23 protein-coding genes are annotated in these 26,086 nt (G+C 66.6%); 11 read left to right on the forward strand and 12 right to left on the reverse strand.

Going from position 1 to position 26,086, the window contains the following annotated elements; all coding sequences use genetic code 11:
- Positions 1 to 180 precede the first annotated feature (180 nt).
- The 5 genes from VK92_RS10360 (at position 181) to VK92_RS10380 (ending at position 6,694) form a co-directional block, all read left to right on the forward strand.
- Positions 181 to 1,560, forward strand: a complete 1,380-nt coding sequence (locus VK92_RS10360; protein WP_053077840.1) for an efflux transporter outer membrane subunit — start codon at positions 181 to 183, stop codon at positions 1,558 to 1,560.
- Positions 1,557 to 2,804, forward strand: a complete 1,248-nt coding sequence (locus VK92_RS10365) for an HlyD family secretion protein (protein WP_048027806.1) — start codon at positions 1,557 to 1,559, stop codon at positions 2,802 to 2,804. Before VK92_RS10360 ends, VK92_RS10365 begins: the two co-directional genes overlap by 4 nt.
- A 2-nt stretch (positions 2,805 to 2,806) precedes the next feature.
- Positions 2,807 to 4,345 (forward strand): DHA2 family efflux MFS transporter permease subunit, encoded by a 1,539-nt coding sequence (locus VK92_RS10370; protein WP_048027808.1) that lies wholly within the window; start codon positions 2,807 to 2,809, stop codon positions 4,343 to 4,345.
- Between the two features lie 23 nt (positions 4,346 to 4,368).
- Positions 4,369 to 5,568 carry an arabinose transporter gene (locus tag VK92_RS10375; RefSeq protein ID WP_053077850.1) on the forward strand — a complete coding sequence of 400 codons (1,200 nt, stop codon included), beginning with the start codon at positions 4,369 to 4,371 and terminating at the stop codon, positions 5,566 to 5,568.
- Positions 5,569 to 5,671: 103 nt separating this feature from the next.
- On the forward strand, positions 5,672 to 6,694 hold the full coding sequence (locus VK92_RS10380; protein ID WP_048027810.1) for an aldo/keto reductase: 1,023 nt from the start codon (positions 5,672 to 5,674) through the stop codon (positions 6,692 to 6,694).
- On the opposite strand, the gene VK92_RS10385 is transcribed toward VK92_RS10380, so the two are convergent.
- From VK92_RS10385 to VK92_RS10415, 7 genes are read right to left on the reverse strand one after another with little or no spacing between them, the layout of a single operon-like run.
- On the reverse strand, positions 6,691 to 7,965 hold the full coding sequence (locus VK92_RS10385; RefSeq protein ID WP_197094487.1) for an FAD-dependent monooxygenase: 1,275 nt from the start codon (positions 7,963 to 7,965) through the stop codon (positions 6,691 to 6,693). The two genes, VK92_RS10380 and VK92_RS10385, sit on opposite strands and share 4 nt — an antisense overlap.
- A complete protein-coding gene (locus VK92_RS10390; RefSeq protein WP_048027814.1) occupies positions 7,962 to 8,279 on the reverse strand; it encodes a DUF1330 domain-containing protein in 318 nt (105 codons plus the stop codon). Before VK92_RS10390 ends, VK92_RS10385 begins: the two co-directional genes overlap by 4 nt.
- A gap of 49 nt (positions 8,280 to 8,328) precedes the next feature.
- On the reverse strand, positions 8,329 to 8,616 hold the full coding sequence (locus VK92_RS10395; RefSeq protein ID WP_021157707.1) for a DUF1330 domain-containing protein: 288 nt from the start codon (positions 8,614 to 8,616) through the stop codon (positions 8,329 to 8,331).
- Positions 8,613 to 8,975, reverse strand: a complete 363-nt coding sequence (locus tag VK92_RS10400) for a non-heme iron oxygenase ferredoxin subunit (RefSeq protein ID WP_021157708.1) — start codon at positions 8,973 to 8,975, stop codon at positions 8,613 to 8,615. The genes VK92_RS10395 and VK92_RS10400 overlap by 4 nt, the downstream gene beginning before the upstream one ends.
- A gap of 9 nt (positions 8,976 to 8,984) precedes the next feature.
- The gene (locus tag VK92_RS10405; protein WP_048027816.1) at positions 8,985 to 9,518 is read right to left on the reverse strand and encodes an aromatic-ring-hydroxylating dioxygenase subunit beta; all 534 of its coding nucleotides are present in this window, start codon (positions 9,516 to 9,518) and stop codon (positions 8,985 to 8,987) included.
- The gene (locus tag VK92_RS10410) at positions 9,519 to 10,778 is read right to left on the reverse strand and encodes a Rieske 2Fe-2S domain-containing protein (protein WP_048027818.1); all 1,260 of its coding nucleotides are present in this window, start codon (positions 10,776 to 10,778) and stop codon (positions 9,519 to 9,521) included. It lies immediately after the preceding gene.
- A gap of 11 nt (positions 10,779 to 10,789) precedes the next feature.
- The gene (locus VK92_RS10415; RefSeq protein ID WP_021157711.1) at positions 10,790 to 11,890 is read right to left on the reverse strand and encodes a 3-deoxy-7-phosphoheptulonate synthase; all 1,101 of its coding nucleotides are present in this window, start codon (positions 11,888 to 11,890) and stop codon (positions 10,790 to 10,792) included.
- A 209-nt stretch (positions 11,891 to 12,099) separates the two neighbouring features.
- Here VK92_RS10415 and VK92_RS10420 point away from each other — a divergent pair, with 209 nt between their 5' ends.
- Entirely contained in the window at positions 12,100 to 12,525 is a 426-nt protein-coding gene (locus VK92_RS10420) for an acyl-CoA thioesterase (RefSeq protein ID WP_021157713.1), read from the forward strand.
- 36 nt (positions 12,526 to 12,561) lie between these two features.
- Here VK92_RS10420 and VK92_RS10425 read toward each other — a convergent pair whose 3' ends face one another.
- The 3 genes from VK92_RS10425 to VK92_RS10435 all read right to left on the reverse strand — a co-directional run bounded on the left by VK92_RS10425 (position 12,562) and on the right by VK92_RS10435 (position 17,258).
- Positions 12,562 to 12,801 (reverse strand): LuxR C-terminal-related transcriptional regulator, encoded by a 240-nt coding sequence (locus VK92_RS10425; protein ID WP_225723211.1) that lies wholly within the window; start codon positions 12,799 to 12,801, stop codon positions 12,562 to 12,564.
- 380 nt (positions 12,802 to 13,181) lie between these two features.
- Positions 13,182 to 14,108 carry a LysR family transcriptional regulator gene (locus VK92_RS10430; RefSeq protein WP_042973685.1) on the reverse strand — a complete coding sequence of 309 codons (927 nt, stop codon included), beginning with the start codon at positions 14,106 to 14,108 and terminating at the stop codon, positions 13,182 to 13,184.
- A gap of 660 nt (positions 14,109 to 14,768) precedes the next feature.
- Positions 14,769 to 17,258, reverse strand: a complete 2,490-nt coding sequence (locus VK92_RS10435) for an AsmA family protein (RefSeq protein ID WP_048027819.1) — start codon at positions 17,256 to 17,258, stop codon at positions 14,769 to 14,771.
- A 252-nt stretch (positions 17,259 to 17,510) separates the two neighbouring features.
- Here VK92_RS10435 and VK92_RS10440 point away from each other — a divergent pair, with 252 nt between their 5' ends.
- Positions 17,511 to 19,319: an alkaline phosphatase D family protein gene (locus VK92_RS10440; protein ID WP_048027821.1), complete on the forward strand. Its 1,809-nt coding sequence runs from the start codon at positions 17,511 to 17,513 to the stop codon at positions 19,317 to 19,319.
- A gap of 99 nt (positions 19,320 to 19,418) precedes the next feature.
- Here the strand turns inward: VK92_RS10440 and VK92_RS39770 are convergent, their stop codons facing one another.
- Together VK92_RS39770 and VK92_RS10445 are read right to left on the reverse strand one after the other, a co-directional pair.
- Entirely contained in the window at positions 19,419 to 19,565 is a 147-nt protein-coding gene (locus tag VK92_RS39770; protein ID WP_081062303.1) for a DUF3096 domain-containing protein, read from the reverse strand.
- Between the two features lie 149 nt (positions 19,566 to 19,714).
- Positions 19,715 to 20,680, reverse strand: coding sequence for an enoyl-CoA hydratase/isomerase family protein (locus tag VK92_RS10445; RefSeq protein WP_053077851.1), 966 nt, complete (start codon positions 20,678 to 20,680; stop codon positions 19,715 to 19,717).
- 509 nt (positions 20,681 to 21,189) lie between these two features.
- On the opposite strand from VK92_RS10445, the gene VK92_RS10450 reads away from it, so the two are divergent.
- The 4 genes from VK92_RS10450 to VK92_RS10465 all read left to right on the forward strand — a co-directional run bounded on the left by VK92_RS10450 (position 21,190) and on the right by VK92_RS10465 (position 26,080).
- Complete coding sequence (locus tag VK92_RS10450; RefSeq protein ID WP_048027823.1) at positions 21,190 to 21,942, forward strand: gluconate 2-dehydrogenase subunit 3 family protein; 753 nt, start codon at positions 21,190 to 21,192, stop codon at positions 21,940 to 21,942.
- A 7-nt stretch (positions 21,943 to 21,949) separates the two neighbouring features.
- Positions 21,950 to 23,728: a GMC family oxidoreductase gene (locus VK92_RS10455; protein ID WP_048027824.1), complete on the forward strand. Its 1,779-nt coding sequence runs from the start codon at positions 21,950 to 21,952 to the stop codon at positions 23,726 to 23,728.
- An 8-nt stretch (positions 23,729 to 23,736) separates the two neighbouring features.
- On the forward strand, positions 23,737 to 25,113 hold the full coding sequence (locus tag VK92_RS10460) for a c-type cytochrome (RefSeq protein WP_048027826.1): 1,377 nt from the start codon (positions 23,737 to 23,739) through the stop codon (positions 25,111 to 25,113).
- A 106-nt stretch (positions 25,114 to 25,219) separates the two neighbouring features.
- Positions 25,220 to 26,080: a fumarylacetoacetate hydrolase family protein gene (locus VK92_RS10465; RefSeq protein WP_048027827.1), complete on the forward strand. Its 861-nt coding sequence runs from the start codon at positions 25,220 to 25,222 to the stop codon at positions 26,078 to 26,080.
- Positions 26,081 to 26,086: the final 6 nt, after the last annotated feature.

Consider the following 26,086-nt stretch of genomic DNA (forward strand, 5'->3'; position numbering starts at 1 on the left):
GCCACGGGCGCGCCCGACTGCCATTTCTGACAGTTGCTCCTTGTTTGAGAATATCTAAAGATATATTTTTAGATAGGTTGAATTCGTCAACCGGACTCGCGGAAACCGATCATGTCCAAGTTTCTTGTCTCGACTCGAAGATGGGGTCCGATCGCTACGGCAGCCGTGACGGCGGCCGTCATGGCCGGTTGTGCCCCGTTCGGCCAGCAGCCGGACCAACAGAAGATCACCCCGGTCGAACAGCTCGACCCGGGCCTCGCCCTTCACGCGGCCAAGGGTCAGGCCGACGTGGACGCGCAATGGTGGCGTACCTTCGGCGATCCGCAGCTCGACCGCGTGCTGGCCGACGCGCTCGCGGGCGCGCCGTCGCTGAAGGCCCAGCGCGCCCGGGTCGACGAGGCGCTCGCGCAAGCCGACGTCAGCGCGGCGGATTCCCTGCCGCTGCTCGGCGCAGCGGTCAGCGCGACGCCGACGCGGCTGCCGCGCAGCTACACCACCCCGCCCCCCGCCGCAGGCCACTGGCAAGTCAACGCGCAGGCGCTGCTGAATGCGTCGTTCGATCTCGACGTTGCCGGGCGCCTGCGCGCGCTGACCCGCGCCGCGACCCTGCGCGCCAGCGAGCAGCAGTCGCTCGAGCGCGCGGCAACCGTGTCGTTGCAGGCCGCGCTCGTCGAGACCTACCTGCAGCTCGCGCTCGAGCTGCAACTGCTCGACATCGCGAACGATACGCTGCGTCAGCACGATTACCTGCTGCGCCTCACCCGCCAGCGTGAAGCGGCGGGACTCGACATGCCGGTCGCGGTCGCGCGTGCCGGCGAGCCGCTGCCGCTCGCGCAGGCCGACGTCGAGCGGCAGCACGCGGCCGTTGCGCTGCTGCGCCACCGGCTCGCGGCGCTCGTCGGGCGCGGGCCCGGCTATGCGGACACGCTCACGCCGCCACCGCGCGTGCTGCATGCCGTCGCGCCGTTGCCCGCGACGCTCCCGGCCGCGCTCGTCGGGCGCCGGCCCGACATCCTGGCCGCCCGCTATCGCGTCGAGGCCGCGTCGGCCGACATCGACGCGGCCCGTGCGGCGTTCTATCCGGACATCAACCTGATGGCGTTCGCCGGCGTGCAGAGTTTCGGTTTTCGCGCGCTGCTTCACGGCAGCAGCGGCACGTTCGGCGCCGGCCCCGCGATCACGCTACCGATCTTCGAAGGCGGCAGGCTGCGAGCCGGCCTGCGCGCGCAGACCGACGCGTACAACGCCGCCGTCGCCGACTACGACGACACCGTCGTCAACGCACTCGCCCAGGTCAGCGACTCGCTCGTGCAGCTCGACGCGCTGGCGAGGCAGCGCGACCTGAATCGCGATGCGCTGGCACGCGCCCAGCAGACCTACGACATCGAGACGCGGCGCTACCAGAAAGGCATTTCCGGCTACCTGGACGTGCTGCTGGCCGAAACCCGGCTGCTTGAGGACCGCCGGTCGGTCGCTCGCGCCGATACCTCACTTGCCGTCGAGCACGTCCGGCTGATCGCCGCGCTCGGTGGCGCAACGCACCCCGGAGCCCAACAATGAATCGCACCGACACTCCGCCGGCCGCCCCGCCGGCCGCCGCGGGCGCGGCGTCGCCCCCGCCCGCCGAACAGGCGCTGCGCACCACGCGGCGCCGCTACTTCCGCTGGTTCTTCATCGCGCTCGCCCTGGCCGCGCTGGCCGGCGGCTACTGGTGGATCACGTCGCGCGGCACCGAGACGACCGACGACGCCTACGTGACGGGCGATGTCGTGCAGGTATCGCCGCAGGTGGCAGGCACGGTCGACACGATCATGGTGCAGAACGCCGAATGGGTACATGCCGGCGATCCGCTGTTCCGCGTCGATCCGACCGATGCGAAGCTCGCGCTCGACGACGCCGTAGCCCAGCTCGCCCATGCGGTGCGCGAGTACCGCACCGCGCATGCCGACACGGCGCGCGAGGCGGCACAGATCCTCCAGCGCAAGGCCGAGCTGTCGAAGGCCTCCGACGACCTGCAGCGGCGGCTCGGCCTCGCGCAGGACGGCGGCGTATCGCGCGAGGACATCCGCCATGCGCGCGACGCGATGACCAGTGCGTCCGCCGCGCTGGACGCGCAGCAGGCCGCGTACGACGCATCGCGTGCCCGCGTCGACGGCACGTCGATCGACTCGAACCCGCTGGTGCGCGCCGCGGCCGCGCGGGTGCGCAGTGCGGCGCTCGCACTGCGCCGCACCGAAATCCGCGCGCCGCTGGCGGGGCTCGTGACACGCCGTGTCGTGCAGGTCGGGCAGCACGTCACGCCCGGCGCGCCGGCCATGGCGCTCGTGCCGCTCGACCATGTGTGGGTCGAGGCCAACTTCAAGGAATCTCAGCTGCGCGGCATGCACGCCGGGCAGGCCGTCGAGCTTCGCTCGGACCTGTATGGCTCCGACGTCGTGTTCCACGGCCGCATCGAAGGCGTCGAGGCGGGCACGGGTTCGGCATTCGCGTCGGTGCCCGCGCAGAACGCGACCGGCAACTGGATCAAGGTCGTGCAGCGCGTACCCGTGCGGGTCGCGCTCGATCCCGGCGAATTGCGCGCGCATCCGCTGCGCATCGGCCTGTCGATGAACGCATCGGTCGTGCTCGGCGACCGCGCGCCCGGCACCGCATCGGCCTCCGTGCGCCCCGCGCCGGTCGCCGCCCGGCGCCCGATCGACGCGACGTCGATCTTCGATGACGATGCCTCGTCCGGCGACGCCCTCGTCAACGACACGATCCGCGCGAACGACGGCGCTGCCGTGCGCCGCGCGCCGGGAGCCTGAGCATGGCGCCCGTCGCTCGGGGTGCGGCGCCGAAACTGCCGCTGGAGCCGCTGCAGGGCCCGGCTCTCGTGCTCGTCGCGATCGCGATCAGCGTCGCCAACTTCATGCAGACGCTCGACCTGACGATCGCCAACGTCGCGGTACCGACCATCGCCGGCGATCTCGGCGTCGCGCCCGACATGGGCACCTGGATGCTGACGTCGTTCGCGACGCCGCTCGCGATCACGCTGCCGCTGACCGGCTGGCTCGCGCAGCGCTTCGGCCAGGTGCGGCTGTTCCGGGTCTCGGTCGTGCTGTTCGTCCTGACCTCGATCCTGTGCGGCCTCGCACCGAATTTCGAATCGCTGCTGCTGTTCCGCGCGCTGCAGGGCGCGGCCTCCGGGCCGATCACCGCGCTCTCGCAGGCGCTGCTGCTGGCCGTGTTTCCGGCCGCGCGCCGCAACGTCGCGCTGTCGGTCTGGCAGACCACCACGTTCGTCGCGCCCGTGCTCGGCCCGATCGCCGGCGGCTGGATCACCGACAACCTCTCGTGGCCCTACATCTTCTACGTCAACGTCCCGACAGGGGCGCTGGTCCTGCTCGTGCTGACCCGCTTTCTCGGCCGGCGCGACAACCCGACCCGCCACCTTCCCGTCGATTTCGTCGGGCTGCTGCTGCTCGCCGCCGCATTCGGCTCGCTGCAGCTGATGCTCGACCGCGGCCAGAACCTCGACTGGTTCGCGGCGGTCGAGATCCGCGCGCTCGCCGTGCTCTGCGTCGTGTCGTTCGTCGCGCTGGTCCTCTGGGAGCTGACCGACGCGCATCCGATCGTCGACCTGCGGCTGTTCGCGGATCGCGGCTTCACGGCGGGAACGATCGCGGTGACGGTCGGCTTCGGCGTCTATTACGGCGCGCTCGTGCTCGTGCCGCTCTGGTTGCAGACCGAGCAGGGCTACACGGCAACCTGGGCCGGCATCGCCACCGCGCCGCTCGGCATCGCCGGCATCGTGATCGCGCCGTTGATCGGCCGCATCCAGGGGCGCAGCGACCCGCGCCACCTCGCGACCGTGGCGCTGGTCGGCTGGGGCGCGGCGTCGTTCTGGCGCATGGGCTTCAATACCGACGTGACGCTCGGCGACATCGCGGCCAACTCGCTGCTGATGGGCGCGGCCACCGCGTTTTTCATCACCCCGCTCGTGTCGCTGTCGATCGCCGGGTTGCCGCGCGAAAGGCTGCCGGCGGCGTCGGGCGTGCAGAATGCGCTGCGCCGGATCGGCACCAGCGTCGCCACCTCCGTCGCGCCGACCTATTTCGAACGGCGCTCGCGCGTTCACAACACGTACCTCGTCGATCGCATCACGCCGTTCGATCCGGCTGCCGGCGACTGGCTCGCCCGGCTCGAACATGCCGGCATGTCGCCGGCCGGCGCGCTCGCGTCGGTCAGCCGCTCGATCGACGTGCAAGCCCACATGCTCGCGCTCAACGATTTCTCGTTCGGTTGCCTGCTGCTGTTCGGCGCGACCCTGCTGACCGTCTGGTCCATCCGCTACCGGCGTCCGTGACGCCGATCAACCGGCTCCTTCCGATGAACGCCCCCGACCTCGACAACGTCGTCGCGCCCGACATCGCCCCGGCCCGCACGGCCCGGCTCATCTGTTTCGGCGTCTTTCTCGGCGCGCTGACCTTCGGCGTCCTGCTGCCCGTCGTGCCGCTGTACGTGCACGACACGCTCGGCTTCGGCACGCTCGTCGTCGGCACGGCGGTCGGCGCGCAATTCCTCGCGACCGTGCTCACGCGGAGCATCGCGGGCCGCCGCGCCGATCATCGAGGCGCGAAGCGCACGATGTGCGCGGGGCTCGTGTCGTGCGTCGTCGCGGGCGGCGTCTACGTCGCGAGCGCCACGGCGCCGGCCGGCCCGGGCGCGCGTCTCGCGCTGCTGGTTGCCGCGCGGCTGCTGTCCGGGCTCGGCGAAAGCCAGCTCGTCACCGGGGCGCTCGCGTGGGGCATCGGCACGCTCGGCGCGACCCGCTCGGGCCGCGTGCTCTCGTGGACGGGCATGGCCCTCTACGGCGCGATCGCGCTCGGCGCGCCCTGCGGGATGGCGCTCGCGCGCGCCGGCGGGCTGGCCGCCGTGGCCGGCGCCACGATCGTCCTGCCCTGCATCGCACTCGCGCTCGTCGCCACGCTGCCTGCCGTCGCGCCGCAGCCGGGCCTGCGGGTGCCGCTGTCCCGCGTGCTGCGAATCATCGCGCGGCCCGGATGCAGCCTCGCGCTGCAGGGCGTCGGTTTCGCGGCGATCGGCGCGTTCGTGACGCTGCTGTTCCAGGCGCGCGGATGGGAAGGCGCGGGCCTCGCGCTCAGTTGCTTCGGCGGTGCCTTCGTCCTCGTCCGCGTCCTGTTCGGCCATCTGCCCGACCGGTTCGGCGGTTATCCGGTCGCGCTCGCCGCGCTCGCGGTCGAGGCGATCGGCCAGCTTCTCCTGTGGGCGGCGCCGGCATCCGGCGTCGCGCTCGTCGGCGCGACCGTATCCGGCCTCGGCTGTTCGCTGGTCTTTCCCGCGCTCGGTGTCGCCACCCTCCGGCACGTGCCGGCGCAGGCACGCGGCACCGCCCTCGGCGGCTTCACGGCGTTCCAGGATGTCGCCTATGCGTGCACCGGCCCGCTCGCGGGCTGGGTCGTCGCGCGTACCGACTACCCGTCCGCCTTCGCCGTCGGCGCGTGTGCCGCATTCGCCGGCGTCCTGCTGACAGCGTGGCTGATGCACGCCGACCGGTCGCCCCCGTGAACCCCGGCGGACGGCGGGCGCATGCCCTGCCGTCCCCGTCCGTATCCCGCGCCCTCGCGGCGCCATCCTGCAGTCCTTCACACTTCGACAAGGAGTACCGATCATGGAATACCGAACCCTCGGCGGAACCGGCTTCAAGGTCCCCGTTCTGAGTCTCGGCACCGCGACGTTCGGCGGCGGCAACGCATTCTTCAGGGAATGGGGCAGCACGGACGCCGCCGGAGCACGCGAGCTCGTCGACATCGCGCTCGACGCCGGCATCTCGATGTTCGACAGCGCGGACGTCTATTCCGACGGACTCGCCGAAGAGCTGCTCGGCCAGGCGATCGCCGGCCGGCGCGATCGCGTGATCGTGTCGACGAAGGGGACGTTCCGGCTCGGCGAAGGCCCGAATGACGTCGGGTCGTCGCGCCATCACCTCGCCAATGCCATTCACGGCAGCCTCAAGCGGCTCGGCACCGACTACATCGACGTGTACCAGCTGCATGGATTCGATGCCCAGACACGCGTCGAGGAAACGCTGCGCACGCTCGACGATTTCGTGCGCGCCGGCAAGATCCGCGTGATCGGCTGCTCGAACTTCTCCGGCTGGCACCTGATGAAGTCGCTCGCGGCCGCCGATCGCGACGGGCTCACGCGGCATGCCGTGCACCAGGTCTACTATTCGCTGATCGGCCGCGACTACGAAACGGAGCTGATGCCGCTCGCGCTCGACCAGCAGGTGTCCGCGATCGTCTGGAGCCCGCTCGGATGGGGGCGGCTGACGGGCCTGGTCGGCCGGGGCCGGCCGTTGCCGGAGACGAGCCGGCTGCACAAGACCGCAGACGAGGGCCCGCCCGTCACGGATGCCCTGCTGCACCATGTCGTCGACGCGCTCGACGAGATCGCCGCCGAAACCGGCAAGACGGTCGCGCAGGTCGCACTCAACTGGTTGCTGCGGCGGCCCACCGTCGCGAACGTGATCATCGGTGCCCGAAACGCGACGCAACTGCGCGAGAACGCGCAGGCGGCCAGCTGGGCCTTGATGCCCGACCAGGTGAAGCGGCTCGATGCCGCCAGTACGACGCAACTGCCCTACCCGTACTGGCACCAGCGCGGCTTCGAGCGCAACCCGGCACCGGTCTAATACGGTACCGGCGCGTGCGGCATCGGCGGCGACCGATGCGACGGTACCGCACGCGTCGCCGCGGCCTGCATGCGCGCGGCGAGCGGCGACGCGCCGACCAGCCAGTCCAGCTCGACGGGTAACGGCGGCAGCGCGGGCGACGCGTGCGCGGTCAGTGCATCGTAGCCGAACACCCAGTCCGGCTCGGTCGGGCCGTGCATGAAGGTATTCGCGGCGGACACGCGATGCACTTCGCCGAGTCGCGCGACCCGGCACTGCGCATAGGTCGAGAACGCACTCGCCGCGTTCGAGGAGCCGATGAGCGCACGTAGCAGAATCGTCGCGTCCTCGAGCGCCATGGCCGCGCCCTGCGACATGAACGGGCGCATCGGATGACAGGCGTCGCCGATCAGCACGACGCGCTCGTTGCCGAACTCGAACTGCGGCGAACGTTCGAACAACGCCCACTTCATGACCGACTCGCGTGGCGCGCGGGCCAGCATGTGGCGCACGGCCGGATGAAAATCGGCGAAGATCGCCTGCATCTCGTCGACGTCGCCCGGCATCGACGAGGCCTGCGTGGGCCACTCGGCCTGCGGTGTCATCGCGGCGAAATAAAATTCGCGGCGCGCACGATCGAGCCAGTACGACAGCACGAATTTCCGGTCGCCCCACCACTTGGTCAGATCCTCGACCGCGAGTTCGCCCAGCAGCGCGCGCGGATACGCCCCGCGAAACGCGACCTGCCCGGAGAATTCCGGCGCCTCGAACCCGCGCAGCGCCTCGCGCACGCGCGAGCGCAGGCCGTCTGCCCCGATCACCAGATCGGCCGTTTCGCTCGAACCGTCCTCGAACGTCAGCCTGATCGCGTCGCCCGCAGGGTCGAGGCCGGCGAGACGCTTGCCCCACGCGATCGTCCCGGGTGCCACCGCCCCCAACAGCGCGGCATGCAGGTCGCCGCGCTTGAGCGTCACGAACGTCGCGCCGAAGCGCCCGATCGCGTTTTCGCCGAGCGGCAGCCGATACAGCAGCTCACCGTCGGCCGCCTGGCGGTTGGCGAACGCATCGGGTTCCTGGCCCGCCCACAGGGCCTGGCGATGCACGCCGAGCAGCCGCATCACCCGCATCAGGTTCGGGCTCAGGTGAATGCCGGCCCCCACTCGGGCAAACGCCGGTGCCTGCTCGAACAGGCGCACGTCATGGCCGATCCGTTGCAGCATCGCGCCGAGCGCGCACCCACCGATACCCGCGCCCACGATCGCGACGCGCGCCGCCGAAGTCGTCCCGGTCATCCCTGCTCTCCCACGGTTGTCGCCGGTGCCGCGCCCTGTACGATGATGCCGATCGTGCGTGCGGTGCGCTCGCGAATATCCCGCGCGCGCCGATAACCGTCGGACTCGTACCACGCCTTTGCACGGTCGATCGAATCGAATTCGAGCACCACGACGCGGCGAGGCGACCATGCGCCTTCGAGCGTTGCCGCCTCGCCGCCGCGCACCAGGAAACGCCCGCCGAACTCAGCGACGGTCGGCGCGCCGATCTCTCTGTACTCCTCATAACCACGTGCGTCGTGAACGTCGATGTCAAACACGATATATGCCGTCATGTCTTCCCCTACTTGGTCTCGCGGGCCGCGGCCGGGCGCGGCCCCGGTGTCACAGGCTCGCGAGCGCGATGCTGTGCGTGTCGGCCGCATCGAGCCGCAGCTGCCTCGCGCGCTGGTATTCGTCGGAGCCGTGCCAACGGCGCGCCGCGTCGAGATCGTCGAACTCCAGCACGACCAGGCGCCGCGGCGTCCATTCGCCTTCAAGCACGACCACGTCGTCGCTGCGTGCGAGCACGCGGCCGCCATGCGCGGCGATCGTCGGCACACCGAGCTTCCGGTATTCGGCAAATCGCACTTCGTCGTATACGTCGACATCCACCACCACATAGGCACTCATGTCCGCTCTCCCGTTGATGCATCCGCTTCGTCATGCGCGACTTCGGTATCGAATCGCACGAACACCCGGCCCGCCTCGATCTTCACCGGGAACGTCTTCACGCAAGCCGTGACCGGCGCGCACAGCGCGGCACCGGTACGCACGCTGAAGCGCCCCTGATGCAGCGGGCACTCGATTTCGTCGTCGAGCAGAAAACCGTCGCTCAGGCGCGCCTCGCCGTGCGTGCACTGGTTGTCGGTCGCGAAGATCTCGTCGTCGACCGCGAACAGCGCAATGTCGCGCCCGCCGACGATCACGCCCGTCAGCCCCTCCTCGCGTACCGCGGCCGTATCGACCGCATAGATCCATTCCGTCGTCACGCCGCCTCCTCAGATCGGATAGATGATCGAATTCGGCACCATCTCGCTGTCGTACACGCAGATGCGCGACTCGAAACGCAGCCCGTGCGGCGTGCGGCGTATCCGGTCGAGATAACGGCCGGTGTTGTACACGTCGCTCATCTGCTCGCTCTTGGTACGCAGCACCGCGTAGTTCGTCTCGGCCTCGATGAGCGATTCGTCGAGATACGTGATGAGCGGCGTGCCGATCAGGTGGCGCTGGTAATACGGGTCGTAGAACAGCGTCTCCTTGATGCCGTACACGCGATCCTTCAGCATCCCCTTGCTCTCGAACGCGAGCAGCGCAAGCGGGAAGTCGCGTTCATGGTTCTCGCGCGGCAACAGCTGATACGTGCAGTCCTCCTCGAAGAATTCCGGCCACGCGTCCCAGTCGCCGCGATCCAGTGCGGACGCATAGCGCGCGTTCAGGTCCACGAGCTCGTAGAAATCGGCGAAGGTCGCCGCAACCGTTCCGGTGCCGCGCGTCGCGGGCCGTGCGTCGGCCAATGCGGATGAAATCGTCATTCATGCCTCCATCACGTGGCGCCAGTACTGGTACATGCCGCGCACGAGCGTTTCGCTGACCATGTGGTCGGTGCGCTCGTCGACTTCGCGGCCGCCGAGCTCGTTGTATACGTTGCCGTGCTGGATCTGCTCGAAGCTCTGCTGCACGCATTCGATCACTTCGCCGTCGTCCGCCGAAACGAAGCCGGCCGGCCCGAACAGGTTGGCCTGGCGCAGCCGCCGGCGCGTCATGTCCTCGTCGTCCGTCTCGAATCCGAAGTGCGTCCAGACGTAATCGAACACGCCGGGGCTGACCGGGCGGATGCGCCGGGTCGACAGCGCATTCACCTGCTGCTGGATGATCACGCTCGGCATCAACGTCAACATCACGACGGTCGGCTCGCCCCACCACGGCTCGTGCACGACATCGAGGAAACGGTCATCGTTCAGCGTCATGCGCTCCTTGAAGCTCGTCACGTTGTGCGTGACCTCGCCGCCGCCCCCGCCGCTGCGGATCGAGATCATCGCGCCGTGACGGTGATGCGCGTCGGTGACCAGCTGGGCCGGATTGTCCGCGCGCCACAGCCCGAAGTTGACGAACCAGGTGTGCAGGAGCCCCGCGTGATACGGGTCCTTGATGTTCTCCACCATCAGCTTCCAGTTGCTCGGCACGCGCTGGCGCGTATAACCGAGCACGGTCAGCTTCGGCCCGTGGAACAGGCGGTCGTAATAGCACAGGATGTCGGGACCGAGGAAATCCTCGAACGACTCGACGTCCTGGTCGAACGACGCGAACACCGCGCCGCCGCGCGTCGACACGCGCAGCCGCCGCAACCCGTGATTCTTCGGATCGAAATCCGGCGGCATGCCGCCGTTGATCTTGCCACTCTGCCGCACGCCGCGCCGGAACGGCACACCGACCAGATTGCCCTTCAGGTCGTAGTTCCACTGGTGATACGGGCAGTGGAAATCCTTCGCGTTCCCCGCGCGTTCACGACAGAACTGCATGCCGCGATGCGCGCAGGCGTTCTCGAACACGACCACCTCGCCGTCCTCGGTGCGCGTCATCACGACCGAACGCTCGCCGACTTCGGTGCGCTGGAAATCGCCGGGAGACGGCACTTCCGCCTCGAGGCCGATGTAACACCAGTGTTTCGAATAGAACAAACGCTCCAGTTCGCGCTGGTAAAGCGCATCGCTCGTATAGGCTTCGAACGGTGTCCGGCTTGCGCCGTCCCCCTTCCAGTCGAGCGCGTGTGCGATATCGATGGGTGAGTTCAAGAAAGCTCCTTTCAGTAAGAAATGGCTTGTACGGTGCCGGCCGGAACACCCGGTACCAGAAAGCCGACTCGGGACCGCCGTCGCGACGCAACCGCGGCGGCGAACAGCTCGATCAGTGCAACCGTGTCCTCCCAGCCGAGACAGGCGTCCGTCACGCTCTGCCCGTAGGTCAAGGCCCGGCCGGGCACGATGTCCTGCCGCCCCTCGACGAGAAACGACTCGACCATCACGCCGGCAATCGCGCGCTGCCCGTCGCGCAGTTGCCCGGCCACGTTCTCGCAGACGGCGATTTGCGCGCGCGTCTGCTTTCCGCTGTTGCCGTGACTCGCGTCGATCACGACGTGCGGCGGCAACTGCGCATCGCGCAGCGCCGCACAGGCGGCCGTCACGCTGACGTCGTCGTAGTTCGGCACGCGCCCGCCGCGCAGCACGATGTGCGTATTCGGATTGCCCCGCGTGGACGCGACCTCGAGCCCGCCTTCGTCACGCGGACGGAGATAGTGATGCGCGGCCCGCGACGTGCGGACCGCGTCGATCGCGATCTTCACGTTGCCGTCGGTGCCGTTCTTGAAGCCGATCGGCGCATCGAGGCCGGATGCGATCTGCCGGTGAATCTGCGACTCGGTCGTGCGTGCGCCGATCGCGCCCCAGGACACCAGATCGTCGAGGTAGGGCGCCGTGAGCGGATCGAGAAACTCGGTCGCGACCGGCATGCCGAGTGCGTTGACGTCGAGCAGCAGGCGACGCGCAAGACGCAGCCCGTCGTCGACGCGATAGCTTCCGTCGAGCAGCGGATCGTTGATCAACCCCTTCCAGCCGACCGTGGTGCGGGGCTTTTCGAAGTACGTGCGCATCACGACCTCGAGCGTATCGGCGTAACGCGCCCGCAGCGGCGCGAGCCGGCGTGCGAATTCGAGCGCGGCGTCCGTGTCGTGAATCGAGCACGGCCCGACGATCAACGCGAGGCGATCGTCCCTGCCCGCGAGGATGCGGGCGAGTGCGCGCTGGGCGCCCCGTACCACGCGAGTGGTCGCGGCGTCGGCATGCAACTCGCCGCGCAGTTGCATTGCCCCGGTGACCGCCGCCGTCCCTTTCAGATGAGGCTGTTCCACTTGACTCTCCGATTTCGATTCGACAATACGAAACTCACGGGGGTCAATTAAAGCTTTATCAAATTCGATTGGCGACTGTCATTTATCTCAGTCGCCAATCGAATTCCTCAATCTGCTATTTTTTACAGTATCTAAAACCATCCGATTCAATTTATTTTCATCGCGAGGACATGCGCCATTGCACCTCGCACTCTCACATGGAGATACACATGACGAAAAATCATTATGAAACTGAAATTACAGTTAAATACCGGGAGACAGACGGACTCGGGCATGTCAGCAGCCCCGTTTATTACGATTACCTTCAGCACGCATATCTGACGTTCATGCACGACCTGCTGGAGTTGCCGTATTCGGAGAAGTTGCCGCACATCATGGTCAAGACGTCGTGCGAGTACCTGAAGCCCGCCCAGTACGGGGATACGATCACGGTACGCAGCAGCATTACCCGTTTCGGCTCGAAGAGCTTCGAACTCGAACACCTGATGATGCGGGACAACGGCGCGGCCGGCGACGACGCGATCGTTGCCCGCGCGCAGTCGACGCACGTGATGTTCGACTATGCGAGCAATGCGACGATGCCGGTTCCCGAAGAGTTCAAGGCGCGCGTGCTGGCGTTCCAGGGCGCGATCTGACAAACGGCTTCCCGGGGCGGGCGCCCCGGGTCCTTTCTAAACGAATACGATCAGGCCCATCAGCACGGCTTTCACGACCGCGTTTGTCTTGTTCGAAGCATCCAGCTTGGCAATGGAGCGTGAAATGTGAAAATTGATCGTACGTTCGGTCAATCCGAGAATCATGCCTATCTCATAGGCAGTCTTCCCTTCGGCTGCCCATTTCAATACTTCACACTCTCTCGTGCTCAACGCGACCGCAGTGGGGGGTGTCATGTTCAATGCCAACCGAGTCATTCTCATCTCCAGAACAATTAACCATGCCGGCCGACTCGGCGCACGCCCGTCCTGCGAAGCGTGAATCATCCTGTTCAGCCCTCGAAAGCGCAAACGACAGTGCTTGGTGCGAAAGCACCAGCCTGTTTCTTTATTTATTAAGCCAGTAATGCACGCGATTCGGCCAGGTGCCGCTCGCGTCGCCCGGGATCATTATCAGCAACGATCGGGCAACAATCGCGGATCAAAGTGCATTGAACGAAACAATGCAATACGGATTAATTACGCCGGACGCAGCAATCGGACAAGGTTGAGCATACCGAGTTGCAATCCCGCGCGGAAGATGCGTCACGCTCAATGTATTCATGCAGTTGACGCGCGCGAACGTGACGTGTGCACCGTCATGGTTCAGGTGCGCCGACATCGTACAACGACGGCGCCTGGGTCGCGCAGACACGCCGCAGGCAGCTGCGCAGCCAGCGATGCGCGGGGTCGTTGTCGAAGCGCGGATGCCATATCTGCGAAACCGTCAACGTGGCAGTCAGCACCGGCAACGGGAAGCTGAACATTCCCCCCCGCGATTTCCCGGTCTGCCGTTCCGGAACATTGGCGATCAAATCCGAGTCGCGCGCCAGGGACAATGCGGCGGGAAAACCGGACACGATCGCCGCGACGGTTCGCTGCAGCCCCAGCGTATCAAGCACGTTGTCGATGGGACCGCTGAGTTGCCCCCGCCGCGACACGCTGATATGGCCGAACGATGCATATCGCTGCGGCGTGACCTCCTCCCGCGCAAGCGGGTGACCGGCCCGAACGACGCCGATGAAGCGGTCGCGGAACAGCGCCTGTACACGCAATTCGGGGCCCGTATGGCCCACCACGCCGATCTCGAGATCGACGGCCCCCATGCGCAACGCCTCGACACTCTTGTCCGGCTTCGGCGCGAAGCGCAGCCGCACGTTCGGCGCGGTTTCCATCACCAGCGCGAGCAGTTCGGCCGCGAACGTATCGACGAACCCTTCGTTGGCGCGGATCGTGAACGTGCGCTCGAGCCCGCCGAGGTCCGCGTTCTTGCACGGACACAGGACGGCCTGCGCGCCTTCCACGAGCGCGCGAACCTGGACCCGCAGTTCAAGCGCATGAGGCGTCGGCACCAGATCGCGTCCGGCCCTGACGAGCAGCGGATCACCCGTCGTGGCCCTCAGGCGGGCCAGGGACCGGCTCAATGCCGACGGGCTGAGGCCGAGCGTCTCCGCGGCCCGCGCGACGCTGTTCTCGGACAGCAAGGCATCCAGAACAATCAGGAGATTGAGGTCAGGTGCATTCATCTTGTTCAACTCGTGCCGATCGGGACCCGGCCTGGATTGACGATTAACGGGAACCGCGAATTCGACGTGATATCCGCGCAGCGCACGATGACGGACAACCGCGCCGGCCGATCGCCGGCACGGCGTTCCATCCGTCATCGAGCGCCGGAATACGTGAAGCGAGACGGCCCGTTTGCGCGATGTCATTCTGTTTCCGGATTGTGCACCGCACGCGATTCGATCTCAACCGCCATTCGACGTCGCCCCCTGTCCATATCGGCCGCGGACACCGGGTGACGGCAAGCAGGAACCTGTCGTCACGGGTCGACGCGATGCGCGTGCGTTCGCGCCGATGCGGTGCCCTGCTGGCGGCCGGGAATCGACAGGGCACGCAAATCGAACGGCATCCCGAACGCGATCTCGCGGTGTTCCGGCTACCTGCATCGGCCGCGCTTCGCGGGCGCGCGTCGCCACGCTACTTCGGCTTGTCGCCCATCGGATTCCGCAACCGGGCCCGCTGTCGGCGCGCGCACGAGTCGCACACGACGACGTCGCGATTCATCAGCGCCACGAGGGTTGGGTCACGCGCGTATCGCAATCGCCGCGCCCCCTGCGCGATCTGTCGATGCTCGCGCGTATACTTGAGGCGGCCGAGCGCGGGAACGGACCGCGCACGTGGCGTTACCGGTCGTGAGAGGAACCCCGGTTCCCCCGCGTCGAGTGCCCGGGTTCGGCACCGGCCGGCGCGGAAGCGGCAGAAGCAGCCAGCGGCGCGTTCATGTACGCCGGGACAGCCTTCTTTCCCTGTCGGACGCCAGGCGGCGGCGCCGTCGGGCGCTGCTCCATGTCGGCCAGCATCTGCCCGCACGGCAACGAACGACTGCGGCCCGGCTGCAGCAACGCGAGCAGACTGGCGAGCGGATTCAGCAAGCCCAGCCCGATCGCGGCACCGCCACGCGCGATCAGTGCGCCCGCCTTCACCCCGACGTGCGGTTGCTTGAAGGACCCGGTGACGTACAGCGGCGAGCGTAGCGATATCACCCGGAAGCCCTTGGTATGGGGATGGATCGTCAGGTTCATGGTCTCGTCCCGCAGGTTCACGGTGCCATCCATGCCGATCACCGCATCCTCGGTGTCGAGCGCGAATACGCGCGAGTCGAGCACGCCGTTGGTGACCACGAAGTCGGCCACACCGCAGTTGATCCTGACGTCACGCGTGCCGAACAATTTCTCGTACACCACGTTTGCAACGTTCAGCCCCGCGGCTTCCATCAGCAAGAGACTCACCGTGCCGTCGGTCACCAAGGTCTTCACTTCCCCGTTGGAAGTCGCGGCGAGCGCCGCCGGCGAATTGCCGGTGGCCGACAGCGCGGCATCGCCGTTGACCTCGCCGAGCGCCGTTTGCATCACCGGGAACGTCGGGAACAGTTGCTTGAGTTTCAGATGTCGCGCCTGCAGCGAGAACCGCCCCTTGAGCGGCATGCCGCTGCCGTCCAGGTGAATGTTCGAAGCAAGCGTGCCGCCCGCGACGCCGAAGTTCAGCGGGTTGAGCGTCAGCACGCCGTCATGCAACACGACGTGGGTCGACAGGTCGGTGATCGGCAAGCTCGCGGTCTTGACGATGCGCCGCCCGGTCAATCGAACGTCGGCGTCGATCTTCTTCCAGCGGTCCGTGCGGAACGCCTCGACCGGCAATGCCTTGTTCGCAGGCTGCGCGACGGCGGCGCCCCGCCGCGCCTTGCTGGCATTCGTGTCGGCGCCGATGAGCGGCGCAAGGTCGGAAAACTGCAGCAGCCTCGACACCAGCGTACCGGACAACAGCGGCCTCGGTTCGCGCGAAACGTACACCAACGAGCCGTTGATGTCGCTGCCGCCGACGCGTCCCGTGAAGTCCTCGTACTTGAAGACGTTGCCGGACGCCCGGAACTGGCCGACCAGTCGGCCGTCGGTCGCATAAGGCGCGGTTTCGGGAAGGGTGAGGCCCGTGACGTCATACAGCTTGGCCATGCTGGTGCCCGCGAGCCACAGTCGAAGATCGACCGCCGCCAGGTGAGCCGGATCGGTCAGCGTGCCGACGAGCGCCAGATGCGTATCGCCGAAACGCAAATCGGCTTGAACCGGAAACGGGTGTTGCGCGCCCTGCACCTCCAGCACATTGCCGATCTTGCCCGTGCCGGCGACCGCGCCTTTCCTGTAGGTCCCCTTGACGGTCCAGCCGATCGTGTACGTGCCGACGCCGGCAGATGCCGCGGATGCTGCGCCCGTCGATGCGCCCGTCGATGCGCTCGTTGTCGCCGAAGCCGTTGCGCCCGATGCGGCCGCTGCGGGCGCGCTCGATGCCATCGACGGGCCTGATGCAGCCGGAGCTATCGTGGTGCGAGACGTCATCGCCGCAGCATGTGAAGCCGCGGCCAACGCTTGCGACGCCGCGGCCGACGCGCGGGACGCCGCCTCGGCACCCGAGGCCGGCACCACCGGTTGCGCCGGGCCGGAGCGCGCCTGGGCCGCGAGCTTTTTCTGACCTGCCGGCCCGACGGCACGCGCCGATTCGTGTTGCGCCAACGCCTGCTGCTGTTTCACCACCGCGCCGAACGGGATCGGCTGGCCGAGCGTGTCGACCACGGCGCTCAAATCGAATTGCTTTTGCTGATCGTAGTAACCGAGACGACCCTGGGCAAACGCGACCTGATGCAGATCGAGCGTCCATCGGCCCGGCTGCGCGGGCCTCTTGAGCTTGAGCGTCCAGTTGACTCGCCCGTCCTTGATGCGCTCGAGGTCGACGGACGGATTGACCAGGTCGATTGCCGGAATCACGATGCGGCGTGCGATCAGCGGCAGCGCCTCGACTTCGAAGCTGATCATGTCCAGCGCGACGAAATGCTTCGTGCGCGCCCAATCGGGATTGGCGATCGTGACATCGTGTGCGCTGAATCGCGGCCACGGCACCCATGCACGCCAGCCTTGCTCGCTCACCGGCCGACGCCAATCGATACGCAAATCACCGTTGATGGCGAACTGACGCCCGATCGCGTCCGATACCTTGTCATCGATCCACGGCCGGGCTCGATTCCAGTCGAACGTGACGACGAAGATGACCAGCGCGGCAAGCGCCAGGGTGACAATGACGGCAAGCCACGCGGCCACCTTGCCGACGGTGTGGCCAATGTGCATTGCTCCCTCCCCGAGTTTGCTGCACCGTATCCAGCAATTCGTGTTCCTGAATACGGGGGCCTTTCGCGAGGTAGCGTGCGGGCATTCGAAATGGGGTTCTTACGACTTTTCAGGCGTCGATCTTCGCAGTAACGTTCCGGATCGACTGCTCTACCTGTCCTCGCCGCGTCACGCCGGCAAGCTTGCCGAGCGAGAGCAGCGGACACCTGCAGCAGTGCTTCCTGCATCCGCGGGATGCGATCGGGAGGATCAATGGATCGTCGCCATTTCCTCAAGTCGTCGGCCTTTTTTACCATTGCGGTTGCCGCCGCTGCCGTCCCGCACGACGTTTCATCAGCGGGCTTGCCGGGCAGCACCGCGCGCAAAAAAAACAGTCAATTTCCGCAAGGTGTCGCAAGCGGCGATCCGCGCGATCGCTCCATCGTGTTCTGGACACGCTGCGTGCCGGTACCGGGCGGCGACCAGCACGATGCGAGAAGTGCCGCGCGCGCGGTACCGCTACGACTCGAAGTATCGACGCTGCCGGATTTCTCGACGCTCGTCGCCAGCGTACCGCTGAGGGCGCTGGCCATCTACGATTTCACCGTGCGCGCGAAGGTGGCGGCACTCTCGCCGAAGACGACCTACCACTGCAGGTTCGTCGCCGGCGGCGACGTCAGCATGACCGGTGTCGCGCGCACGGCACCCGAGGCCGGCGAGGCCAACGAACGGGTTCGCTTCGCGTGGCTCACCTGTCAGGACTGGAGCGTCAACCACTGGCAGGCGATGACGCTGATGGCCGCCGAACGCGATCTCGATTTCGTCGTGCACGTGGGTGACTATATCTATGAAACGGTCGGGACCTCTCCCCCCGGCCAGGCCGAGCCGGCACATTCTCCGCTGCATCTGCCCGACGGCAAGCGGCTCGCGGACGGCCGCGCGTATGCCGATTCGCTCGACGACTACCGGACGCTCTATCGCACCTATCGTACCGATTCGCGCTTGCAGACACTGCACCAGCGCCTGCCGATGATCGCGATCTGGGACGACCACGAATTTTCCGACGATTGCTGGCAGGATCATCAGGTCTACACCAACGAGGAGCGACAGGAAACCCTGCGGCGGCGCAACGCCAGTCGCGCGTGGGCAGAGTACATGCCGGTGGATTGGGGCGACGTGCGCTTCGAGCCGGACGATCCGTCGTACACGAATATTCGCATCTACCGCGATTTTCGCTTCGGCATGCTGATGCATCTGGTGATGACGGACGAGCGGCTGTATCGCGACGACCATGTCGTGAGCGAATCCGCTATCGCGCGTGCGCACGGGCACGACCCGGTGCACGGTGACGATGCGGCCGGCTCGCGCTACTTCGTCAAGCAGGATGGACTGCAACGCGACGAGGCGCGTCTTGCCCGGCAGTTGGGCCGCCCGCCGTCGCTGCTCGGTCCGGAACAGACGCAATGGTGGAAAGCCGCGATGAAGGACTCGCCGGCAACCTGGAAGGTATGGGGCAACGAGGTGATGTTGAACCGTCTGTGGTTCGTGATGCCGGGTGCCCCCCAGACACCGGGGGCCCGCCTCGTGGTCGATTGCGACGCATGGGACGGTTATCCCGCGCACAAGCACGAACTGCTCGCCTACTTGAGGGAGCACGGGATCCGTAACGTCGTCGCGATCACCGGAGACCTGCATGCATTTCAGTGCGGCGTCGTGCGGGACGATCCCGATCCCGCGACGGGGGTGCCGGTCATCGTCGATTTCGTCTGCGCCGGCATCAGCAGCATGTCCTTCTATTCCTGCCTGAAGGCCGCATGGAACGGCACACCGCTCGCGTCCATCGCGGCGACGCCTGTCAGACTCGACCGCTTCCTGATGGCGAACAACCCCGATCTGTGCCACGCCGACCACGACGCGCAGGGTTACGCGTCGGCCACGGTCACGCCGGACTACTTTTCCGTCACCTTCAACAAGATGAAGCCGTTGAACCCGGACGGCACCGCGCCCGCGGATGCACTGCTGGGCCGCACGCGATTGACCGTGCCCAGGGATTCAGTCGAGGTACGCGTCGAGCACTTGTAGGTTCCGACGCGCCGCCATTTCCCGGCGGCATTGCGCGTCTCCGGAAACTCGAGCAAGCGGCCCTGTGCGGTCATGCACAGGGCCGTTCCGCGCGGCGCGTCAGTGTAAATGTCCGCCGAAAAGCCCGAGCAACCCTATGATGATCAGGTAGAGCGCAACGATGTAATTCAGCAAGCGCGGTACCACCAGAATGAGAATCCCGGCGATCAGCGAAACCAATGGGCTCCAGTTCGTGAATTCGTGCATGGCGCGGCCTCCTGACAGTGGATCGCGAAATCAGACGTGCGTCGGTGCGACGCTGATCCACGTATAGGAGCGATTTCCATGCCCGGCTCGACGCGTGCCGCGTCGGGTCATCGAATCGGCGCACGCTCTTCCGGAGCCGCGCACATCGCTCAATCAGCGGGGGGCAGCTTCGCGGACAGGTCCGGGAAGTGGAGTTCGCCTTCGTAGGTCTCGGCACCGGCTGCGAGTATCGCCTTCACACGCGCCTGTATCGCTTCGTTGGCCACGCAAAGATCGGCCTCGTGCGCTTCCACCAACAAGCCTTCGGAGAAGGAAACGTCGGACCCCATGTCCACGGACCGCTTCAGGTGTGCAATCGTGGAGGGCGGGAACGTCGCGATGCGGCGTGCCAGCTTGTCCACGAACGGGCCCAGTTCCCTGGCCGGCAATGCACGATTGATATAGCCGTAGTGATCGGCCAGCTCCGCGGAGAAGTCTTCCCCGGCCAGCAGTACCTCGAGGGCGCGGGCGCGTCCCATCCGCCGCGGCAGGCGCTGCGTGTTGCCGCCGCCGGGGACGAGCCCGCACACGACCTCCGGCTGACCGAACACGGCTTCGCCAATCGCGGCGAAACACATGTCCGCGGCCAGCGCGATTTCGCAGCCGCCGCCGCGGGCGATCCCTTCGACCTTCGCGATGACGGCCTTGGGCATGTTGCGCAAGCGCTCGCCAAGCATCTGTGTCAGGCGGAAGGTGCGCGTATTCGAAGTCGTCTTCGGCGCCGAGCCGACACGGTGCAGGCCCGAGTGGGCAATGAAGAACTTCGGCACGGCGCTCTGCAGGACAACGACACGTACGCTCGCATCTTGTTCCAGCTGCCGGGTCAGCGAGTCGAACTCCTCCGAGAGAACCTCGTCGAGCAGATTCAGCGGCGGATAGTCCAGGGTAACCGTGGCGACGCCGCTATCGCGGGTAACCCGGATATGTTTGTAATCGGCATAGCTTCCGCCTCCCCCTTGTGATGGCGCGGAAGGTTGGGGAGCGGCGCCCCCTTCCGAAGACGCGAGCAACACACCGGGCGCGAATGTGGCGGCACCGATTGACTGGACGAAGGTACGTCGAGAGATAGTCGACATGGCAGACTCCTGGGTTGGTTTCATCTCGCCTCGGCAGAGCCGCGCCCGGCTCGCAATCCGCGGCGGCATCAAGTAACGCAGTTGCAATCCCCTGGCGCGGCGGTCCCCATGTCACTGCGGATGGCAATGACTGCGCCGGCAATCCGGCGTCGTTGAGCGGCATTCGTCAGTTTGAAAAAGCAAGCTTCGCCGACGTCATGATCCTCGTCCCGTCGGGGCCTTTGCAAGAATCCTCCCTAAGTGGGGGGGGCGCCCCGATCGACCTCGCGCGGCAGCGCGGAGCGGGTCGATCCTGTACGCCCTCCCCGAACAGGGGGCTGCCTTCGCGCCGGGCCATGGGTACTTTTGGCGGCATGGCCCCTTCGACACATGATCCGGCGCGCGTCTCCCTTCCGGGGCATCCGCCCGACTCATGCCTGTTGAAGTGCGTACCGGCACGCTGTCGCTGCATGGTCGGCAGACCCTCGCGGCCGCGCACCGACGACACCACGGAATGATCCGCCCCATCCATGAACAAAAGCCCATCATCCGGCGACAAGCCGGCGCCTGAGTCAGGCCGGCGCGTATTCCTCAAGCGCGTCGCCATTGTTCCCGCCGCCGTCGCGATAGGCGGGTGCCATTCGGGCGACGACGCATCGCCGGCACCGACGGCGACGCAAAATGCCGGCAGCGGCGTTCGGCTCGACACCTATCGTCCGGTGTTCTTCACGCCCGAAGAATGGCACTTCGTGCTCGCGGCGGTGGATCGCCTGATCCCGCACGACGACGAGGGGCCCGGCGCGCTCGACCTGAACGTTCCCGTCTTCATCGACCGGCAACTGGAAACCGGTTACGGCTACGCCGCGCACTGGTACATGCAGGGTCCGTTTCGCGCGGCCTCCCCGCTGTTCGGCTATCAGTCGAGGCTCACGCCGCGCGAGCTGTACCGGGCCGGCATCCAGGCGACGAACGCACGCTGCATGCGCGCGTTCGCCGGCAAGCGCTTTGCCGAACTCCCCGTCGCGGAACAAACCGGCGTGCTCGCACGCCTGGAGTCCGGCGCGATGGCATTCGACGCGATCTCGTCGACGGATTTCTTCGCGTTTCTGCTGGAGAACACCCGCGAAGGCTATCTGTCGGACCCGATACACGGCGGCAACAAGGAGATGGGCAGCTGGAAAATGATCGGCTTTCCCGGGGCCAGGGCGGACTTCCTCGACTGGGTCGGGACCGGCAAGCGCTACCCGTATGGGCCCGTCAGCATCGAAGGTCAACAGGGTTGAGACGCATATGCCGCAAATCACGAAGCCGGAAGTGGATGCCGTCCTCGTCGGGATGGGTTGGACAGGTTCGATCATGGGGATGGAGCTGGCCGAGGCCGGCCTGACCGTGGTCGGCCTGGAGCGCGGCGCAAACCGCGATACGAGCCCCGAGTTCGCGTACCCCGCCATCGCCGACGAGCTCGCCTACATTCAGCGGCGCAAGCTGATGCAGAATCTTGCGCACGAGACGGTCACGATCCGGCATGCGCCGAACGAAGACGCGTTGCCCTACCGGCAGCTCGGCGCATTCCTGCTGGGTACCGGGGTAGGCGGCTCGGGCGTGCACTGGAACGGCACGACCTGGCGTGCCAATGCCGCCGACCTCAAGATCCGCTCGCACTACGTGCAGCGATATGGCGCCGGGTTCATCCCCGGCGACATGACGATCCAGGACTGGCCTTACTCACTGGACGAACTCGAACCGTACTTCGAGCGCCTCGAGGCCGTGATGGGCACGTCGGGCAAGGCAGGCAATCTGCGCGGCCGGATCGTCGACGGCGGGAATCCCTTCGAGGCCATGCGCCGGCGCGACTATCCGTGCCCGCCGCTCGCCGACAATTATCCGGCGACGCTGTTCCGGAACGCGGCGCGCGACGCCGGTTTTCATCCCTTTCCGATACCCGCGTCCAATGCGTCGATCGCCTATCAGAATCCGTACGGGATGCAGCTCGGCCCGTGCAACTTCTGCGGCTATTGCGAAGGTTTCGGCTGCTACATGTATGCGAAGGCCTCGCCGCAAGCCTGCATCCTGCCCGCCTTGCTGGCCAAACCCAATTTCGAGTTGCGCGACCGATCCCATGTGACGCGTGTGCAGCTCGATTCGGACGGCAAGCGCGCGACCGGCGTGACCTATCTCGATGCGCAGGGCCGGGAAGTGTTTCAGCCGGCGCGCATCGTCGTACTGTGCGCATTCCAGATGCACAACGTGCGCCTGCTGCTACTGTCCGGGATCGGCACACCGTACGATCCGGCGACGGGAACGGGAACCGTCGGCAGGAACTTCGCCTATCAGAAGAACAGCGCGGTCTCGCTGTTCTTCGACAAGGACGTCCACATCGATCCGTTCATCGGCGCCGGCTCCGGCGGCCAGGCATTCGACGACTTCAATGCGGACCACTTCGATCATTCCGCCGCGGGGTTCGTCGGCGGTGCCTATATCAGCGCGATGGTCACCGGCGGCCGCCCGATCGGACAGACCCTGCTGCCGGAAGGCACGCCCAAATGGGGCTCGGCGTGGAAGAAGGCGCTCAAGGACAACTACCTGCATTCGTTTTCCATCGGTACGGCTGGGTCGGTCATGTCTTACCGCACGAACTACCTGGATCTCGATCCGACCTATCGCGACGCATACGGCCTCCCGCTGCTGCGCATGACGTTCGACTGGCACGACAACGAGATGCGCATGACGCGCTTCGTCACCGGCAAGGCCGAGCAGGTCGCGCGCGCGATGAAGCCGAAATCGATGTCGATCCACGCCGGGAAGATCGGCGATCACTTCGACATGCGGCCGTACCAGACCACGCATACGACGGGCGGCGCGGTCTGCGGGGATCGTCCGGACACGAGCGTCGTGAACAAGTACCTGCAATCGTGGGACGTCCACAACGTATTCGTGACGGGCGCCTGCGCGTTTCCGCAAAACTGGGCCTACAACCCGACAGGCATGGTCGGCGCGCAAGCGTATTTCTCGGCGCGCGCGATTCGCGAGCAGTACCTGAAGAATCCCGGTCCGCTGCTACCGACATAGGAAAGGCAATGGGTGAGCGATACAAGAAACTGGCCGGAATCTCATTCGGTCTGCTATGCACTTTCACCGCGCTGGCTACGTGGTTGCAACCGGCCGACGCGAACGCGCAGGATGCCGGGCAGATCGCGCGCGGCGCCTATCTGGCGCGCGTCGGCGATTGCGTGGCATGCCACACGTCGCGCCGCGACCAGCCGTTTGCGGGCGGGCTGCCGATGGAAACGCCGTTCGGTACGATCTATTCGACGAACATCACGCCCGATACCACGCACGGGATCGGCCGCTACAGCTACGACGATTTCGCGGCCGCGCTGCGCCAAGGCGTCGCGAAGGACGGGCACCTGCTCTACCCGGCCATGCCGTATCCGTCGTTCTCGAAGGTCAGCGACGCCGATACCCGTGCACTCTATGCGTACTTCATGCACGGCGTGCGCCCGATCGGCCAGCCGAACACCGAGACGCGGCTCCACTTTCCGTTCAACCTGCGCGTGCTGCTCGCGGGATGGAATCTTCTGTTCCGGCCCAGTGGCACGTATCGCGAGGACCCGACGCAAAGCGCGACGTGGAATCGTGGTGCCTATCTCGTGCAAGGGCTCGCGCATTGCGGCGCATGTCATACGCCTCACGGTCCGATGGGCCAGGAGAAGGCGCTGGACGCACGCGGGACGGACCTGTACCTGAGCGGCTACACGCTCGCGGGCTGGCATGCGCCCGACCTGCGCCCCGGCGGCGGAAACGGTGCGGGCGAGCGCACACGGGACAGCATCGTTCAGCTTCTGCGCACCGGACGATCGCACGGCAGCGCCGCGTTCGGCGGAATGTCCGAAGTGGTGGAGAACAGCACGCAGTATTTCAGCGACGCCGACCTGGCCGCGGTGGCCGATTACCTCGTCAGCCCGGGCCCCGTTCGCGCAACGCGGACGTCGGCGGCACCTCCCGTCAAGTCCGATACGACCGCGGCGTTGCGCTCGGGCGTCACGCCGACAGGCGGCGCGTTGCTGTACCTCGACAACTGCAACGCGTGCCATCGCTCGGACGGCAGCGGCGCGATGAAGGCATTTCCCGCGCTGGCGGGCAACGCGGTGGTCACGTCCGACGATCCGTCGTCGGTCATTCACGTGATTCTGACCGGCTCGCGGATGCCGTCGACCCGATCCGATCCGGCGCCGCTGGCCATGCCCGCATTCGGCTGGCGGCTGTCGGACATGCAGGTCGCCGAGCTCGCGACGTTCGTCCGCGGCAGCTGGGGCAATCGCGCCGGCGAAGTGAGCGCCTCCGACGTCGCGAAAGTCCGGCGGCAGGTCGATCCGGCGCAACTGAAGCGGATTCGGGCCGCCGTCATGAACGAAGTGACCGACGACGGCGCGCCCGGTTCGACCGGCAAATGATCTCGGGCGGCGGCCCGTATCACGCGGAACCCATCGCCCGCACACGATCGAAGGTCTGCGCGGCGCGGGCCTTCCACTTGTTTGACTCGATTATCGGAAAACCATCATGCGATTCATCAGCTTTGTCCGCGACGGCGCCACCGGCGTCGCCATCCGGTCCCGTGACGGCCGTTATCTCGGACTGACGCGTAGCGACCCGGACTTTCCCGGCGATCTCGACACCCTCGTTTCCGGCGGTCATGCCGCGCTGGCGCAGGCAAGCGAACGCCTCCAGCTGGCCGGCCGGCCGCTGGACCTGGCCGATTGCACCCTGCTCCCGCCCGTGACGCGGCCGGCGAAGATCATCTGCGTCGGGCTCAACTATGTCGAGCACTCGCACGAGGCGGGATACGAGGTTCCGTCGTATCCGACACTCTTCGCACGCTTTCGCAGCAGCCTGACCGCGCACGGCGCCGCGATACGCATGCCGACGGAATCGGATCAGCTCGATTACGAAGGCGAGCTGGCGGTCGTCATCGGGCGCGGCGGCCGGCGCATCGCGCGAAGCGATGCGTTGGACCATGTGGCCGGTTATGCGGCTTTCAACGACGCGACCCTGCGGGACTATCAGTTCAAGACGCCGCAATGGACGGTCGGAAAGAATTTCGACGAAACGGGCGCACTCGGCCCCGAGCTGGTGACCGTCGACGAATTGCCTGCGGGCGCGGCCGGTCTCAGGCTTCAGACCCGGCTCAACGGTGTCGTCATGCAGGACGCCAATACGAACGACATGATCTTCGACATCGCTACGCTGATCGCCACCATCAGCGAAGTCATGACGCTCGAGCCCGGCGACGTCATCGCGACAGGCACGCCGTCGGGCATCGGCATGGCGCGCAATCCGCCGCACTGGATGCGCGCCGGCGACGTGTGCGAGATCGAGATCGAGGGGATCGGCGTACTCAGGAATACCGTCGTGCAATCGTGATCCGGT

Source organism: Burkholderia sp. LK4, assembly GCF_001043615.1.
GTDB lineage: Bacteria > Pseudomonadota > Gammaproteobacteria > Burkholderiales > Burkholderiaceae > Burkholderia > Burkholderia cepacia.

Bases quoted from the DNA above. Each gene is read 5' to 3' on its own strand.
- VK92_RS10370 (WP_048027808.1), top strand. From the start codon at position 2,807: ATGGCGCCCGTCGCTCGGGGTGCGGCGCCGAAACTGCCGCTGGAGCCG.
- VK92_RS10380 (WP_048027810.1), top strand. From the start codon at position 5,672: ATGGAATACCGAACCCTCGGCGGAACCGGCTTCAAGGTCCCCGTTCTG.
- VK92_RS10395 (WP_021157707.1), bottom strand. From the start codon at position 8,616: ATGAGTGCCTATGTGGTGGTGGATGTCGACGTATACGACGAAGTGCGA.
- VK92_RS10405 (WP_048027816.1), bottom strand. From the start codon at position 9,518: ATGACGATTTCATCCGCATTGGCCGACGCACGGCCCGCGACGCGCGGC.
- VK92_RS10430 (WP_042973685.1), bottom strand. From the start codon at position 14,108: ATGAATGCACCTGACCTCAATCTCCTGATTGTTCTGGATGCCTTGCTG.
- VK92_RS10465 (WP_048027827.1), top strand. From the start codon at position 25,220: ATGCGATTCATCAGCTTTGTCCGCGACGGCGCCACCGGCGTCGCCATC.
- VK92_RS10450 (WP_048027823.1), top strand. From the start codon at position 21,190: ATGAACAAAAGCCCATCATCCGGCGACAAGCCGGCGCCTGAGTCAGGC.
- VK92_RS10460 (WP_048027826.1), top strand. From the start codon at position 23,737: ATGGGTGAGCGATACAAGAAACTGGCCGGAATCTCATTCGGTCTGCTA.
- VK92_RS10440 (WP_048027821.1), top strand. From the start codon at position 17,511: ATGGATCGTCGCCATTTCCTCAAGTCGTCGGCCTTTTTTACCATTGCG.
- VK92_RS10420 (WP_021157713.1), top strand. From the start codon at position 12,100: ATGACGAAAAATCATTATGAAACTGAAATTACAGTTAAATACCGGGAG.
- VK92_RS10425 (WP_225723211.1), bottom strand. From the start codon at position 12,801: ATGACTCGGTTGGCATTGAACATGACACCCCCCACTGCGGTCGCGTTG.
- VK92_RS10435 (WP_048027819.1), bottom strand. From the start codon at position 17,258: ATGCACATTGGCCACACCGTCGGCAAGGTGGCCGCGTGGCTTGCCGTC.
- VK92_RS39770 (WP_081062303.1), bottom strand. From the start codon at position 19,565: ATGCACGAATTCACGAACTGGAGCCCATTGGTTTCGCTGATCGCCGGG.
- VK92_RS10360 (WP_053077840.1), top strand. From the start codon at position 181: ATGGCCGGTTGTGCCCCGTTCGGCCAGCAGCCGGACCAACAGAAGATC.
- VK92_RS10365 (WP_048027806.1), top strand. From the start codon at position 1,557: ATGAATCGCACCGACACTCCGCCGGCCGCCCCGCCGGCCGCCGCGGGC.
- VK92_RS10455 (WP_048027824.1), top strand. From the start codon at position 21,950: ATGCCGCAAATCACGAAGCCGGAAGTGGATGCCGTCCTCGTCGGGATG.
- VK92_RS10375 (WP_053077850.1), top strand. From the start codon at position 4,369: ATGAACGCCCCCGACCTCGACAACGTCGTCGCGCCCGACATCGCCCCG.
- VK92_RS10385 (WP_197094487.1), bottom strand. From the start codon at position 7,965: ATGACCGGGACGACTTCGGCGGCGCGCGTCGCGATCGTGGGCGCGGGT.
- VK92_RS10390 (WP_048027814.1), bottom strand. From the start codon at position 8,279: ATGACGGCATATATCGTGTTTGACATCGACGTTCACGACGCACGTGGT.
- VK92_RS10445 (WP_053077851.1), bottom strand. From the start codon at position 20,680: ATGTCGACTATCTCTCGACGTACCTTCGTCCAGTCAATCGGTGCCGCC.